General features: G+C 53.2%; 9 protein-coding genes, 4 tRNA genes and 3 rRNA genes. 2 read left to right on the forward strand and 14 right to left on the reverse strand.

The annotated features are described in order from the left end of the window. Positions 1 to 13 precede the first annotated feature (13 nt). The 4 genes from ilvM to ilvL form a co-directional block, all read right to left on the reverse strand. Positions 14 to 277, reverse strand: coding sequence for an acetolactate synthase 2 small subunit (gene ilvM, locus F0320_RS20955; protein WP_024907956.1), 264 nt, complete (start codon positions 275 to 277; stop codon positions 14 to 16). Beyond that, positions 274 to 1,920, reverse strand: a complete 1,647-nt coding sequence (ilvG, locus tag F0320_RS20960) for an acetolactate synthase 2 catalytic subunit (protein ID WP_126331048.1) — start codon at positions 1,918 to 1,920, stop codon at positions 274 to 276. The genes ilvM and ilvG overlap by 4 nt, the downstream gene beginning before the upstream one ends. A 2-nt stretch (positions 1,921 to 1,922) precedes the next feature. Beyond that, positions 1,923 to 1,973, reverse strand: a complete 51-nt coding sequence (gene ilvX / locus F0320_RS20965; RefSeq protein ID WP_166792073.1) for a peptide IlvX — start codon at positions 1,971 to 1,973, stop codon at positions 1,923 to 1,925. Between the two features lie 86 nt (positions 1,974 to 2,059). Beyond that, positions 2,060 to 2,158 (reverse strand): ilv operon leader peptide, encoded by a 99-nt coding sequence (gene ilvL, locus F0320_RS20970; RefSeq protein WP_001311244.1) that lies wholly within the window; start codon positions 2,156 to 2,158, stop codon positions 2,060 to 2,062. A 341-nt stretch (positions 2,159 to 2,499) separates the two neighbouring features. Between ilvL and F0320_RS20975 the strand changes: the two genes are divergently transcribed. Beyond that, positions 2,500 to 4,020, forward strand: coding sequence for a YifB family Mg chelatase-like AAA ATPase (locus F0320_RS20975; protein ID WP_126331046.1), 1,521 nt, complete (start codon positions 2,500 to 2,502; stop codon positions 4,018 to 4,020). Positions 4,021 to 4,050: 30 nt separating this feature from the next. Here F0320_RS20975 and F0320_RS20980 read toward each other — a convergent pair whose 3' ends face one another. Beyond that, positions 4,051 to 4,389 carry a DUF413 domain-containing protein gene (locus F0320_RS20980; protein ID WP_023309658.1) on the reverse strand — a complete coding sequence of 113 codons (339 nt, stop codon included), beginning with the start codon at positions 4,387 to 4,389 and terminating at the stop codon, positions 4,051 to 4,053. A gap of 118 nt (positions 4,390 to 4,507) precedes the next feature. Here F0320_RS20980 and hdfR point away from each other — a divergent pair, with 118 nt between their 5' ends. Then, a complete protein-coding gene (gene hdfR, locus F0320_RS20985) occupies positions 4,508 to 5,329 on the forward strand; it encodes an HTH-type transcriptional regulator HdfR (protein WP_047652198.1) in 822 nt (273 codons plus the stop codon). A gap of 99 nt (positions 5,330 to 5,428) precedes the next feature. On the opposite strand, the gene F0320_RS20990 is transcribed toward hdfR, so the two are convergent. The 9 genes from F0320_RS20990 to btuB form a co-directional block, all read right to left on the reverse strand. Next, positions 5,429 to 5,504, reverse strand: a tRNA-Trp gene (locus tag F0320_RS20990). A gap of 54 nt (positions 5,505 to 5,558) precedes the next feature. Next, a tRNA-Asp gene (locus tag F0320_RS20995) sits at positions 5,559 to 5,635 on the reverse strand. A gap of 55 nt (positions 5,636 to 5,690) precedes the next feature. Then, positions 5,691 to 5,806, reverse strand: a 5S ribosomal RNA gene (gene rrf / locus F0320_RS21000). A 68-nt stretch (positions 5,807 to 5,874) separates the two neighbouring features. Next, positions 5,875 to 8,780 (reverse strand): 23S ribosomal RNA (locus F0320_RS21005). A 170-nt stretch (positions 8,781 to 8,950) separates the two neighbouring features. After that, positions 8,951 to 9,026, reverse strand: a tRNA-Ala gene (locus F0320_RS21010). Positions 9,027 to 9,068: 42 nt separating this feature from the next. Next, positions 9,069 to 9,145 (reverse strand) — tRNA-Ile (locus F0320_RS21015). A gap of 69 nt (positions 9,146 to 9,214) precedes the next feature. Next, positions 9,215 to 10,754, reverse strand: a 16S ribosomal RNA gene (locus F0320_RS21020). Together the 16S, 23S and 5S rRNA genes with 4 tRNA genes alongside form the textbook arrangement of a ribosomal RNA operon. Positions 10,755 to 11,137: 383 nt before the next feature. Next, positions 11,138 to 11,989, reverse strand: coding sequence for a glutamate racemase (gene murI, locus F0320_RS21025; protein ID WP_126331038.1), 852 nt, complete (start codon positions 11,987 to 11,989; stop codon positions 11,138 to 11,140). After that, positions 11,934 to 13,781 (reverse strand): TonB-dependent vitamin B12 receptor BtuB, encoded by a 1,848-nt coding sequence (gene btuB, locus F0320_RS21030; RefSeq protein WP_126331036.1) that lies wholly within the window; start codon positions 13,779 to 13,781, stop codon positions 11,934 to 11,936. Before btuB ends, murI begins: the two co-directional genes overlap by 56 nt. Between the last annotated feature and the right edge of the window lie 25 nt (positions 13,782 to 13,806).

Here is a 13,806-nt window from a genome sequence, read left to right on the forward strand (position 1 = left end):
CGTCCTGTCACGCTTAAGCGCGGATTTGTTGTGATGTGGTTGTGCTCTGGCAGATGGCAACATGGGCAACGTCTACCAGCTTTGATAACTGACTAAACAGTAAGTCGACCGACCGCGGGCTGGCAACGGTTAATTCGATACTGATATTCCGGGCGTCAGTGGCCGTCTCCATATTCATAGAGCAAATCTGAAAACCACGATGACGCACCACGCGCAAAACGCGTTCTAAAGTTTCCGGGTTGAAGCGAGCCTGTACGGCGACCTGATGCTGCATCATGATAATTTCTCCATCATTTGTGAGTTACTGGCACCAGGCGGTACCAACGGCCAGACGTTCTCGAGTTCGTCGATTGAGACATGAAGCAGGTAAGGCCCATCGCTGTTCAGCATGGTGTCGAGCGCCGCTTCAACCTGATCTTTACGGGTGATGTGCTGACCAGGGATGCCAAAGGCGCTGGCCAGGGTGAGGAAATCGGGGTTATCGGTAAGAGTCGTTTCGCTGTAGCGCTCCTGGAAGAACAGCTGTTGCCACTGGCGAACCATTCCTAAACGCTGGTTGTCGAGCAACACGATCTTCAGCGGCAACTGCTTACGCTTAACGGTGCCGAGCTCCTGAACGTTCATCATGAAGGAGCCGTCACCGGAGATACAGATAACGGTATCGTTCGGGCGGGCAACCTGCGCGCCAACGGCTGCCGGCAGACCGAAGCCCATCGTCCCTAACCCGCTGGAGGTGATGAAGTTTTCCGGGCGGGTGTAGGTCATGTGCTGCGCGGACCACATCTGGTGCTGGCCTACGTCGGTGGTGACGACGCTGTCAGCCGGTTTACGGTCGGACAACTGCTTCAACAGCAGCGGCGCGTAAATGGCCTCGCCGGGGTGGTCGTACCGCCAGGCGTGCTCGGCGCGCATATCTGCGGTGTGCTGACGCCATGCGTTGATATCCAGCGGCTGCTGCAATGCCGGTAACAGCGCGTTGAGATCGCCCTGCAAGGCGACATGCGCCTGACGCAGCTTGTTCATTTCCGCCGGGTCGATATCCATATGGATGACTTTGGCGTTCGGCGCAAAGGTATTCAGCTTGCCGGTGACGCGGTCGTCAAAACGGGCACCTACGGCGATGAGCAGATCGCACTCCTGCACCGCCAGGTTTGCCGCTTTGGTGCCGTGCATCCCCAGCATGCCCAGATAGTAGGGGAAATCCGCGTCGACTGCACCGAGACCTTTCAGCGTGCAGGTCGCTGGCATCTGCGTTGTTGCGATAAATTCACGCAGGGCTGGAACGGCCTGCGCCATGCCGACGCCACCTCCGACGTACAGCATCGGCTGTTTCGCCTGCGCCAGCATCTGACGAGCCTCTTCAACTTCCGCATCCGGAAACGCATCGTCGCTTTCAACGGTGGAAAAGTGAGGTTCCAGATCGCCGAGTGCCACCTGGATATCTTTCGGTATATCGACCAGAACCGGACCAGGACGGCCGGAGCTTGCCACGTCGAACGCTTCTGCCATTACGCGCGGCAGCTCTTCCAGAGACTGGACGAGGAAGCTGTGTTTGGTGCAGGCCAGCGATAAACCAAGGACGTCGACTTCCTGAAAAGCATCGGTACCGATGAACGGAGACGCCACCTGCCCGGTGATGGCGACAACGGGAACGGAATCCAGCAGCGCGTCAGCCAGGCCGGTGATGAGGTTAGTTGCGCCCGGGCCTGACGTCGCCATACACACGCCAGTTTTACCCGTCGCTCGGGCATAGCCGATGGCTGCCATCGCTGCGCCCTGCTCGTGTCGGCACAAGAGATGTTCCACGCCGCCGTCATACAGTGCATCGTAAATCGGCATAATTGCGCCACCCGGATAACCGAATACGGTTTCGACTCCCTGCGCGCGCAACGCATGTACTACCCACTGTGCCCCATTCATAGTTAGTTCCCCGTCATAAATCGGGAGAAACAGAATTTTGTGCTAGTCGTCATTCTCTGCTCCTCATTTACGTTTTTTAGTCATAAAAAAACCCCCGAACCTTTCGGTGCGGGGGTCTTAGTTCGTTAAGGCTTGATTTCTAAGCCTTTCCTCGTCCAAGTGCAGCCCCGCACGGTGGGATAATAATCACCACCACGCTAATCACGACCAGGCTAATCACTCGTAGAAGGGCTGTCATTTTCAGTTCTTTTTGCATCTTGTTCGAAGGAATACCTAAAGAGTTATCACAGTTTTTAAATCAAACACAAGATTTATTTATGACGGATTTGATTAGGCAGCGAATCATATTTCTTAAAACCGTTGTTTTATATACGGAAATTAGAAAATGAATATTTTTCATTTTTTCACTGCGGTTTTTACCGTCAAAACGGGGCTTTTTACATTCTGCGAGGAGGCTTCCACGATTATGCAAGGGTTTCAGTGTGCGCTTAAAATCTCTGAACAGGCGGCGTAAATTCGCAAAACGACGCTAAACAGGCAAAAAAGGCGCTGGCATAGTCACACCAGGAGGTAGTGCAAATGTCACTGTCAGTTGTTTATACGCGTGCGGCTCTCGGGGTAAAGGCACCGCTTATTTCGGTCGAGGTTCATTTGAGCAATGGGCTACCCGGACTCACGCTTGTCGGGTTACCTGAAACGACGGTTAAAGAGGCCAGGGATCGCGTTCGCAGCGCAATAATAAATAGCGGTTATACCTTCCCCGCGAAGAAGATCACCATCAACCTTGCCCCCGCCGATCTGCCTAAAGAGGGGGGACGATACGATTTACCTATCGCAATTGCCCTTCTCGCGGCTTCTGAGCAGCTTAATACGACACGGCTAGGCTCGTATGAGTTTGTTGGCGAACTCGCGCTCACAGGCGCGTTAAGAGGCGTTCCCGGTGCGATATCGGGAGCGCTGGAAGCCATACGAGCAGGGCGGCAAATCATTGTCGCCAATGAAAATGCATCAGAAGTGAGTCTTATTGCCGAGAAAGGGTGTCTCATCGCCGGGCATTTACAGGAAGTTTGTGCGTGGCTGGAAGGACGGCATGAACTGTCCGAGCCGGAGGAATGTGATGATGTTATAGCGGATGCACCAGAGGATCTCAGCGAGATTATGGGACAGGAGCAAGGGAAACGGGCGCTGGAGATTACGGCGGCAGGTGGACACAATCTTCTGTTAATTGGCCCGCCGGGTACGGGGAAAACGATGCTGGCGAGCAGGCTGAGCGGGTTGCTTCCACCGCTCAATAACCATGAAGCGCTGGAAAGCGCCGCCATATATAGCCTCATCAGCTCTGCCTCGTTGCAAAAACAGTGGCGCCGCCGTCCTTTTCGTTCGCCGCATCATAGCGCTTCACTGACGGCAATGGTTGGCGGCGGGTCTATCCCCGGGCCGGGTGAGATCTCGCTGGCACACAATGGCATTCTGTTTCTTGACGAGCTGCCGGAGTTTGAGCGCCGCGTGCTGGATGCACTGAGGGAGCCCATTGAATCCGGTGAGATACATATCTCACGCACGCGGGCGAAAATAAGCTATCCCGCGCAGTTTCAGCTGGTCGCGGCGATGAATCCCAGCCCGACGGGTCACTACCAGGGAAACCATAACCGCTGTACGCCAGAGCAGACGCTACGCTATCTGGGTAAGTTATCAGGCCCGTTCCTCGACCGTTTCGATTTATCCCTCGAAATCCCCCTTCCCCCGCCGGGTCTGCTCAGGCAAACGGGCATAACGGGTGAAAGCTCAGCGGAGGTACGCGAACGTGTGATTGCGGCCCAGACGCGGCAGTACGCTCGTCAGAACAGGTTGAATGCGCGGCTGGATAACGCCGGGATCCGGCAGTTTTGTTCTCTTAACGTCGAAGATGCGGGATGGCTGGAGGAGACGTTGACGCGGTTCGGGCTGTCCATACGTGCGTGGCAGCGTTTGTTGAAGGTGGCCAGAACCATTGCTGACGTAGAGGGATGCACTGACATTGAGAGGAAACATTTGCAAGAGGCGCTGAGCTACCGTGCCATCGATCGTTTGCTGCTGCATTTGCAGAAATTGCTGGCATAAAAAAAGGGGCCGTAGCCCCTTCTTTTCATTTTAGTCATCAGACTCGGTGTAGTCTTCTGCACCTTCCATCTGCGGCTTGCCGCCAGACAGCGTATGGAAGCGCTTAGGACGCTTAATGCGCGCCATGTACTTGATCCATACACGTTCCGCTTCAGACTCCGGCTCACGCTCACCACGGCAAACAGAAACAAACTGTTTTTCGTCTTCGGTTGCAGGTTCACGCTTACCCAGATCCAGCTCATTAAAGGCATAACCATGGCGCTCAAGCAGTTGAGCTTCTTTGATGGTGAAATCGCCGTGACGAGAGAACCCGCGCGGATAATGTTTATTGTCGAAAAAACGATTAGTCGTCGTAAAGCTTTCCGCCATCCTACACGCTCCTAATTCTTTGGCCGAGCTATTTATGGCGCGGAGTATTAGTTACGCTTGACAGAGTGTAAAACAAAACATTTAAATCATAACGACAAATAATTTTGCGGAGAAAGATGTGGATACGGAATTGCTTAAAACTTTCCTTGAAGTGAGCAGAACACGCCACTTTGGGCGAGCAGCTGAGGCCCTTTACCTGACGCAGTCAGCAGTCAGTTTTCGTATTCGACAGCTGGAAAATCAACTGGGTGTGAATCTTTTTACCCGCCATCGCAACAATATTCGCTTAACGCCGGCCGGTGAGAAACTGCTGCCGTACGCAGAAACGCTCATGAATACCTGGCAGGCAGCACGTAAAGAGGTGGCGCATACTTCGAGGCATAATGAGTTCTCGATAGGGGCCAGCGCTTCTCTGTGGGAATGTATGCTAAGTCAGTGGCTTACCCGGCTGTATAATTCACACGGCCACCTGCAATTTGAAGCCAGGATTGCGCAACGGCAGTCGCTGGTTAAGCAACTTCATGAGCGCCAGCTTGATCTTCTGATTACAACCGAAGCCCCCAAGATGGACGAATTTAGCAGCCAGATCGTGGGCCAGTTTGGCCTGGCGCTTTATGCGTCTGAACCTTCGATGATGAAGGCAGACCTGACCTATTTACGCCTGGAATGGGGGCCAGATTTTCAGCAGCACGAGACGGGACTAATTGCGCCTGATGATGTTCCGCAGTTAACGACCAGCTCTGCAGAGATCGCCTGTCAGCAGCTGTCCCTGCTGAAAGGTTGTACCTGGTTACCTGTTCGCTGGGCAGACACTAAAGCAGGGCTGCACACCGTGATGGATTCCACCACGCTTACCAGGCCGCTGTATGCAATTTGGCTGCAAAACAGTGATAAGCAAGCGCAGATAAAAGATCTATTAAAAATCAATATAATGGATTGATGCATCAGCCAGCAGGAATGCTGGCTGAATATTATGAAGAGAGTTTTCTGCAGTGTTTCAGGCAAAAAAAAATCCTTTGCCGAAGCAAAGGATTATATATGGCAGGGGCGGAGAGACTCGAACTCGCGACACCCGGTTTTGGAGACCGGTGCTCTACCAACTGAGCTACGCCCCTAAAGTTTTTTTGCCATTAAGCCTGCCAATTAGGCAGGCTTAATGTCTTAATAAGTGGCGGAACGGACGGGACTCGAACCCGCGACCCCCTGCGTGACAGGCAGGTATTCTAACCGACTGAACTACCGCTCCACCGAAGACTGCTGTAACCACCGGATTAATGCACCGGCTTACTACTTAATTTGATGCCTGGCAGTTCCCTACTCTCACATGGGGAGACCCCACACTACCATCGGCGCTACGGCGTTTCACTTCTGAGTTCGGCATGGGGTCAGGTGGGACCACCGCGCTAAAGCCGCCAGGCAAATTCTGTTAAATCTGTATCAGGCTGAAAATCGTGTCTCTCTTCGCCAAAACACCTTCGGCGTTGTAAGGTTAAGCCTCACGGTTCATTAGTATCGGTTAGCTCAACGCATCGCTGCGCTTACACACCCGACCTATCAACGTCGTAGTCTTCAACGTTCCTTCAGGACCCTTAAAGGGTCAGGGAGAACTCATCTCGGGGCAAGTTTCGTGCTTAGATGCTTTCAGCACTTATCTTTTCCGCATTTAGCTACCGGGCAGTGCCATTGGCATGACAACCCGAACACCAGTGATGCGTCCACTCCGGTCCTCTCGTACTAGGAGCAGCCCCCCTCAATTCTCCAGCGCCCACGGCAGATAGGGACCGAACTGTCTCACGACGTTCTAAACCCAGCTCGCGTACCACTTTAAATGGCGAACAGCCATACCCTTGGGACCTACTTCAGCCCCAGGATGTGATGAGCCGACATCGAGGTGCCAAACACCGCCGTCGATATGAACTCTTGGGCGGTATCAGCCTGTTATCCCCGGAGTACCTTTTATCCGTTGAGCGATGGCCCTTCCATTCAGAACCACCGGATCACTATGACCTGCTTTCGCACCTGCTCGAGCCGTCACTCTCGCAGTCAAGCTAGCTTATGCCATTGCACTAACCTCCTGATGTCCGACCAGGATTAGCTAACCTTCGTGCTCCTCCGTTACTCTTTGGGAGGAGACCGCCCCAGTCAAACTACCCACCAGACACTGTCCGCAACCCGGATTACGGGTCTACGTTAGAACACCAGCCATTAAAGGGTGGTATTTCAAGGGCGGCTCCACGCAGACTGGCGTCCACGCTTCAAAGCCTCCCACCTATCCTACACATCAAGGACCAGTGTTCAGTGTCAAGCTATAGTAAAGGTTCACGGGGTCTTTCCGTCTTGCCGCGGGTACACTGCATCTTCACAGCGAGTTCAATTTCACTGAGTCTCGGGTGGAGACAGCCTGGCCATCATTACGCCATTCGTGCAGGTCGGAACTTACCCGACAAGGAATTTCGCTACCTTAGGACCGTTATAGTTACGGCCGCCGTTTACCGGGGCTTCGATCAAGAGCTTCGCGTTACCGCTAACCCCATCAATTAACCTTCCGGCACCGGGCAGGCGTCACACCGTATACGTCCACTTTCGTGTTTGCACAGTGCTGTGTTTTTAATAAACAGTTGCAGCCAGCTGGTATCTTCGACTGATTTCAGCTCCACCCGCAGGGGCTTCACCTACATATCAGCGTGCCTTCTCCCGAAGTTACGGCACCATTTTGCCTAGTTCCTTCACCCGAGTTCTCTCAAGCGCCTTGGTATTCTCTACCTGACCACCTGTGTCGGTTTGGGGTACGATTTCGTGTTACCTGATGCTTAGAGGCTTTTCCTGGAAGCAGGGCATTTGTTACTTCAGCACCGTAGTGCCTCGTCATCACACCTCAGCGTTAAAAAGGTACCGGATTTACCTGGAACCTCCGCCTACATGCTTAAACCGGGACAACCGTCGCCCGGCTAACATAGCCTTCTCCGTCCCCCCTTCGCAGTAACACCAAGTACAGGAATATTAACCTGTTTCCCATCGACTACGCCTTTCGGCCTCGCCTTAGGGGTCGACTCACCCTGCCCCGATTAACGTTGGACAGGAACCCTTGGTCTTCCGGCGAGCGGGCTTTTCACCCGCTTTATCGTTACTTATGTCAGCATTCGCACTTCTGATACCTCCAGCAACCCTCACAGGCCACCTTCAACGGCTTACAGAACGCTCCCCTACCCAACAACGCATAAGCGTCGCTGCCGCAGCTTCGGTGCATGGTTTAGCCCCGTTACATCTTCCGCGCAGGCCGACTCGACCAGTGAGCTATTACGCTTTCTTTAAATGATGGCTGCTTCTAAGCCAACATCCTGGCTGTCTGTGCCTTCCCACATCGTTTCCCACTTAACCATGACTTTGGGACCTTAGCTGGCGGTCTGGGTTGTTTCCCTCTTCACGACGGACGTTAGCACCCGCCGTGTGTCTCCCGTGATAACATTCTTCGGTATTCGTAGTTTGCATCGGGTTGGTAAGCCGGGATGGCCCCCTAGCCGAAACAGTGCTCTACCCCCGAAGATGAGTTCACGAGGCGCTACCTAAATAGCTTTCGGGGAGAACCAGCTATCTCCCGGTTTGATTGGCCTTTCACCCCCAGCCACAAGTCATCCGCTAATTTTTCAACATTAGTCGGTTCGGTCCTCCAGTTAGTGTTACCCAACCTTCAACCTGCCCATGGCTAGATCACCGGGTTTCGGGTCTATACCCTGCAACTTAACGCCCAGTTAAGACTCGGTTTCCCTTCGGCTCCCCTATACGGTTAACCTTGCTACAGAATATAAGTCGCTGACCCATTATACAAAAGGTACGCAGTCACACCACGAAGGTGCTCCCACTGCTTGTACGTACACGGTTTCAGGTTCTTTTTCACTCCCCTCGCCGGGGTTCTTTTCGCCTTTCCCTCACGGTACTGGTTCACTATCGGTCAGTCAGGAGTATTTAGCCTTGGAGGATGGTCCCCCCATATTCAGACAGGATACCACGTGTCCCGCCCTACTCTTCGAGTTCACAGCCTGTGTGCTTTCGTGTACGGGACTGTCACCCTGTACCGTGCGACTTTCCAGACGCTTCCACTAACACACAAGCTGATTCAGACTCTGGGCTGCTCCCCGTTCGCTCGCCGCTACTGGGGGAATCTCGGTTGATTTCTTTTCCTCGGGGTACTTAGATGTTTCAGTTCCCCCGGTTCGCCTCGTTAACCTATGTATTCAGTTAACGATAGTGCAACGAATTGCACTGGGTTTCCCCATTCGGACATCGCCGGGTCAAAGGTTCATATCACCTCGCCGGCGCTTTTCGCAGATTAGCACGTCCTTCATCGCCTCTGACTGCCAGGGCATCCACCGTGTACGCTTAGTCGCTTAACCTCACAACCCGAAGATGTTTCACTTCTGATTGCGAAAATTTGAGAGACTCGAACACACATAACATGTGTGTCGTTTCAATTTTCAGCTTGATCCAGATTTTTAAAGAGCAAAACTTCGCAGTGCACCTTTTCAGGTTCACTCTGAAGTTTTCTTGGGTTCGCAGTAAAAGATGGTGGAGCTATGCGGGATCGAACCGCAGACCTCCTGCGTGCAAAGCAGGCGCTCTCCCAGCTGAGCTATAGCCCCATCGTTTGCAATCTCTGTACCGCTCATCCTTTAAAAGGAGTCTGGTAGGCCTGAGTGGACTTGAACCACCGACCTCACCCTTATCAGGGGTGCGCTCTAACCACCTGAGCTACAAGCCTGCAGAGATTTTTACTGCTGTTTTTCATCAGACAATCTGTGTGAGCACTACAAAGGCAGGTTCTTTAAGGTAAGGAGGTGATCCAACCGCAGGTTCCCCTACGGTTACCTTGTTACGACTTCACCCCAGTCATGAATCACAAAGTGGTAAGCGCCCTCCCGAAGGTTAAGCTACCTACTTCTTTTGCAACCCACTCCCATGGTGTGACGGGCGGTGTGTACAAGGCCCGGGAACGTATTCACCGTAGCATTCTGATCTACGATTACTAGCGATTCCGACTTCATGGAGTCGAGTTGCAGACTCCAATCCGGACTACGACGCACTTTATGAGGTCCGCTTGCTCTCGCGAGGTCGCTTCTCTTTGTATGCGCCATTGTAGCACGTGTGTAGCCCTACTCGTAAGGGCCATGATGACTTGACGTCATCCCCACCTTCCTCCAGTTTATCACTGGCAGTCTCCTTTGAGTTCCCGGCCGGACCGCTGGCAACAAAGGATAAGGGTTGCGCTCGTTGCGGGACTTAACCCAACATTTCACAACACGAGCTGACGACAGCCATGCAGCACCTGTCTCAGAGTTCCCGAAGGCACCAAAGCATCTCTGCTAAGTTCTCTGGATGTCAAGAGTAGGTAAGGTTCTTCGCGTTGCATCGAATTAAACCACATGCTCCACCGCTTGTGCGGGCCCCCGTCAATTCATTTGAGTTTTAACCTTGCGGCCGTACTCCCCAGGCGGTCGACTTAACGCGTTAGCTCCGGAAGCCACGCCTCAAGGGCACAACCTCCAAGTCGACATCGTTTACGGCGTGGACTACCAGGGTATCTAATCCTGTTTGCTCCCCACGCTTTCGCACCTGAGCGTCAGTCTTTGTCCAGGGGGCCGCCTTCGCCACCGGTATTCCTCCAGATCTCTACGCATTTCACCGCTACACCTGGAATTCTACCCCCCTCTACAAGACTCTAGCCTGCCAGTTTCGAATGCAGTTCCCAGGTTGAGCCCGGGGATTTCACATCCGACTTGACAGACCGCCTGCGTGCGCTTTACGCCCAGTAATTCCGATTAACGCTTGCACCCTCCGTATTACCGCGGCTGCTGGCACGGAGTTAGCCGGTGCTTCTTCTGCGGGTAACGTCAATCGACAAGGTTATTAACCTTATCGCCTTCCTCCCCGCTGAAAGTACTTTACAACCCGAAGGCCTTCTTCATACACGCGGCATGGCTGCATCAGGCTTGCGCCCATTGTGCAATATTCCCCACTGCTGCCTCCCGTAGGAGTCTGGACCGTGTCTCAGTTCCAGTGTGGCTGGTCATCCTCTCAGACCAGCTAGGGATCGTCGCCTAGGTGAGCCGTTACCCCACCTACTAGCTAATCCCATCTGGGCACATCTGATGGCAAGAGGCCCGAAGGTCCCCCTCTTTGGTCTTGCGACGTTATGCGGTATTAGCTACCGTTTCCAGTAGTTATCCCCCTCCATCAGGCAGTTTCCCAGACATTACTCACCCGTCCGCCGCTCGTCACCCGGGAGCAAGCTCCCTGTGCTACCGCTCGACTTGCATGTGTTAGGCCTGCCGCCAGCGTTCAATCTGAGCCATGATCAAACTCTTCAATTTAAGTTTGATGCTCGTGAATTAAACTTCGTAATGAATTACGTATGTTCACTCAGAGACTTGGTATTCATTTTTCGTCCGAGGACGTTAAGAATCCATGTCACTTTGAGTGCCCACACAGATTGTCTGATAAATTGTTAAAGAGCAGTTGCAACGCGGCGTTAAGCTCACCGTTGCGAGGTCCCGTATATTACGTTTTCCTCATTCAGAGTCAAGCGATTATTTTTGCTTTTCTCTGCCGGCGTTCATCTCTGAACCCCGCTAACCCGGCGGCCTGTAAGCCGTTGTTCCGTGTCAGTGGAGGCGCATTATAGGGAGTTCTCAGACGTTGACAACCCCTCTTTTAAAAAAAACTTTCAACCGTCTCTTTTTTGCTCAAAACCGTGCTACAGCGCCAGTTTTTCGAGCGTTTCAAAGCTATAACGGCGTAAAACGGGTAAAAGTTGCTCAGTCTCTTTCGTGATGGCCATACAAAACGCAATATTCGCATCGATAGATTTCGCATCCGGCGCTTCATGCTCCAGCAACCAGGCCGTACGACGGGCGATAGCCGCACCGGAATCCACCAGGCGCGTTCCCTCCGGGAACACCTCTAATAGCTCTTCCTGTAATAGCGGGAAGTGGGTGCACCCCAGCACAACGGTATCCGGGGGTTCAGGCATGCGCAGCCACGGACGAAGAATACGACGCAGCTCGTCGAGTGATACCGCCTTTCCATGCAGCTTCGCTTCAGCCATCTCCACCAGTTCAGCCGAACCAAGCATCGCAATCTGGCATTCGTTGGCAAAACGGTCGATCAGTTCGCGGGTATAAGGACGCTTTACCGTGCCTCGCGTTGCCAGCAAACCCACAATGCCGTTCGCCGTCAGGCGCGCGGCTGGCTTTATTGCAGGAACGACGCCCACAACCGGGAACGGGAATTTTTCACGCAGGGCGGGAAGAGAAACCGTGCTCGCCGTATTACAGGCGATGACGGCCAGCGCAAGGGGATAGCGCTTTTGTACCGCGGTGACGATTTCAACCACACGCTCAACAATAAAATCTTCGCTCTTTTCCCCATACGGGAAAGCGACGTTATCGAAGGCGTAGATGTAATGGAGATCCGGCAGAAGATGCCGAATCTCATCATAGACCGAAAGCCCACCGACGCCGGAATCAAACACCAGCACGGTGGGACGCGGGTTAGAAGGTGTAGCTGCCAGACAAGGTGTATTCCCGTCCTGCAGTTTGGTAGCCATAAACTGTCTCGTAATCTTTATCGAACAGGTTGGCTATTTTACCACGAACTGTGAGATGTGAGGTGACAGGATACGAAACTGCGACATCCCACAGGCTGACACCGCCCATTTTTACTTTCTCAGACGGATAAGCACCAAAGTCAGTGTCATAACGCGTACCGAGATAGTGATAAGTCAGGCTCCAGTCGAAATCATAGATCTGCGTGTCGAGCTGATATTTCACCTGCTGCTTAGCACGACGGTCCAGAAGTTCGTTGGTTGCGGCATTGCGGGCATCCACATAGTCGTAGCCTACAGTATGCGTCAACGGACCCGTATCAAACGATGCTGTCGCTTCCACACCTTTAATGCGCGCTTTACCGACGTTGTAATATTGCTGAAGGTTATTATTGAAGTCGATGAGATTATCAACGTCATTACGGTAGCCAGAAACGCGCCAGCTCACGCCCGCCGTCAGGCCTTCAAACGCACCTTCCCACTGCTTGCTCTCTTCTGGATCAAGATGGTCATTGCCATAGAAACCATAGAGTTGTCCCAGATTCGGTGCTTTATAGGCCGTACCATACGAAGCAACGAAGCGGTAACCCTCCACGAACTCCCAGGCCGCACTACTTTGCCAGGTGCCATGGCGACCGAACTGAGAGTTGTCATCGCTGCGAACCGCTCCTTCCAGAGTGAAGTCACCAAACTGCTGCAACCCGGTCAGGTAAAGGCCGGTGTTACGCAGTTCGTAGCCGTTGGTCACGTAGTTTGTACCCGGCTCGGTGCTCTGCTTCTGCCAGTCAACGCCCGCGCCAATGTTTCCATGGCCAACATCAACGGAGTTGATCCACTGGACGTTGTACTGTTTGATTTCATCCAGCGTGGCTGTCGAATCGTAGCGGCCCAAATTTGGGTCGTAGTTATAGTCCTTGCTGTGGCTATAGCTGGTGAGCAACTGTGAATGGAAGATGTCATCGTTGAAGCGCAATCCTGCATCCCAGGTCTGACTATAGAGCTGGCGGGTATCGACCAGTACGTCAGGGGTAAATGAACTGTAGTAACCGTCGTAGGCAGTACGGTTGCTGTAGCCAAAGCCGCGAACAAATCCGCTCCACTGCTCCGAGAATGCGTGATCCACTGCACCATAGAGCGTTTTATTCATAAAGCCGTCGCGATCGGTCTGGGCAAGGCCACCATTGTTGCCGTCTGCAACCACATCAAACCCTTTGGTATAGGTGTAATCACCCGCAAGCGTGACGCGCGTGCTGTCGCCCAATGTTTGCTGAGTACTGCCGCCATAATTCTGGTAACCATGCGACCCTACACCTGCATTCAGCGTGGTACCGTCCTTCGCGCGAGTAGTAATAATGTTTACGACTCCGCCGATCGCGTCCGAGCCGTATACCGCCGAACGCGGTCCACGAACATATTCGATACGCTGCACCAGGGAGATCGGGAACTGGCTGAGATCGGATGACCCCGTAACACCCGCCTGGTTAAGGCGGATCCCATCAACAAGGATCAGGACGTGGCTGGAGTTGGTGCCACGTATAAAGAGAGAAGAGAGTTGCCCCATCCCACCACTTTGCGCCGTATCCACGCCGGGCAGGCGACGCATAACATCCAGGACTGAGGTTGATTGCCAGCGGTCAATATCGGCACGCGTAACAACCGTGTTTGCAGCCAGAATAGTTTTTTCAGGTTGTTCAAAACGATTTGCCGTCACCACCAACGAGTCGGCGCTATCCTGCGCCCAGCCCGAAAATGCCGTGACGGACAACGCCGTCAACAGCGATACTTTTTTAATCATTGTTAAAGCATCCACAATATAAGAA

It is taken from the genome of Enterobacter dykesii, from assembly GCF_008364625.2.
Classification (GTDB): Bacteria; Pseudomonadota; Gammaproteobacteria; order Enterobacterales; family Enterobacteriaceae; genus Enterobacter; species Enterobacter dykesii.